Origin of the sequence: Stenotrophomonas pictorum JCM 9942 (assembly GCF_001310775.1) — a bacterium.
Lineage (GTDB): Bacteria > Pseudomonadota > Gammaproteobacteria > Xanthomonadales > Xanthomonadaceae > Stenotrophomonas > Stenotrophomonas pictorum.
The window spans coordinates 1-1,254 of record NZ_BAZI01000589.1 but is presented as its reverse complement, the minus strand read 5'-3'; the positions used below and the strand labels follow the sequence as shown (position 1 = coordinate 1,254).

At 66.0% G+C, this 1,254-nt stretch carries 1 protein-coding gene and 1 pseudogene; both read right to left on the bottom strand.

The features are described from left to right. Window positions 1-89 precede the first annotated feature (89 nt). A pseudogene (gene tmk / locus JCM9942_RS16290) lies at window positions 90-772 on the bottom strand (dTMP kinase). A gap of 85 nt (window positions 773-857) precedes the next feature. Further along, window positions 858-1,253: a hypothetical protein gene (locus tag JCM9942_RS16285; protein WP_425478368.1), complete on the bottom strand. Its 396-nt coding sequence runs from the start codon at window positions 1,251-1,253 to the stop codon at window positions 858-860. Window position 1,254 lies beyond the last annotated feature (1 nt).

Below are 1,254 nucleotides of genomic sequence, written 5' to 3'. Positions count from 1 at the left end.
CACCGCAAACGCTCCGGGCCGCCACCGCCCGGCAGACACGGGCAGTGCGTGGACACCGGTCCGGGAGAACCGGGCGCCGCTTCCGCAGGTCAGGAGGCAACCGCGGCCGTGAGGCGCTCCAGTTTCTGGACATTTTCCGGCGTCAGGCCCCCATCTTCCGCAATCCGCCTGGTAAGGGCGGCCACGGTGGCGGCATGTGCATCCCCCAGCACTTCGGCTTCACCCCGGCTGGCATCGATCACCGTTTTGCCGGGCAACTCCAGCTGATTGAAGATCTCGCGGCAGCGCTCCAGATTCTGGGCCGTTTCAAAATGATTGGGCACATCACCGCGCGCGCGGATCCGCTGCAGCCCTTGTGCCGGCGTCAGGTCCAGCAAAAGCAGCAGATCCGGCCGGGGTGCGAAATCATTGGAATGCAGCATTTGCTCCACCGGCAGACCCGCAGCGCCCTGATACGCCACCATCGAAGGGAAATAGCGATCCAGGATGACGATCTGCCCCCTGTCCAGCGCCGGCCTGATGATCTCTTCCACATGCTGCTGGCGATCCAGAAGCAGGTATTCCACCTCCTCTTCCGGGCGTAGCTTCCGGTAGCCGCGGTTTCCCGCAGGCGCGTCCCCCAGGGGCCATTGGTCGGCTCCTTGCTCAGGACGACTTCCGCACCGGCAGATTCCAGCACCCCCGCCAGTTTGCGCGCGAGGGTGGATTTGCCAGCGCCATCAATGCCTTCGATGGCGATGAGCAGGCCGCCGGTGATCTTTTCTTTGTTCATGGCGCTACTTTAACGGAACCCGCCGCGCCCACCCAGCGCCGGTGAAGCCCCGCGGGCACCCTCCTGTCGGCATGGACCGTTCGACTCACGAACCCGGCGGCGCCGGGCAGTCCCCCTGCTGCTGGCAGAACAGCAGCGCGCGGCGCTGCTGTTCTGCGTCGAACTCCGGTGGCGGGCGGGCGATGGCGGACTGGATCTGGTCACGGCCATTGGTGAGTTTATGCAGGCCCTTGGCCGCGGCCATCAGCCCGTAGTTGATGCCCATGAAAAGGTAGCCACCACTGAGGCTGACCTGTTCGGGCGTGGGCGGCTCGCTCCAGGATTTGCTGAAACGGTTGGGCGCAGGTGCGACCGGACTCTTGAAGCGGTACAGGTCCAGCGGCTGCTCGTCCTCGGGCTTGAGCGCGCGCACCTCTTCCAGGGTGGTGACCTTGTCCTGCGCCGGCGTTGGTGGAGCCGGCGGCGCGATGGGGGGCGCCACC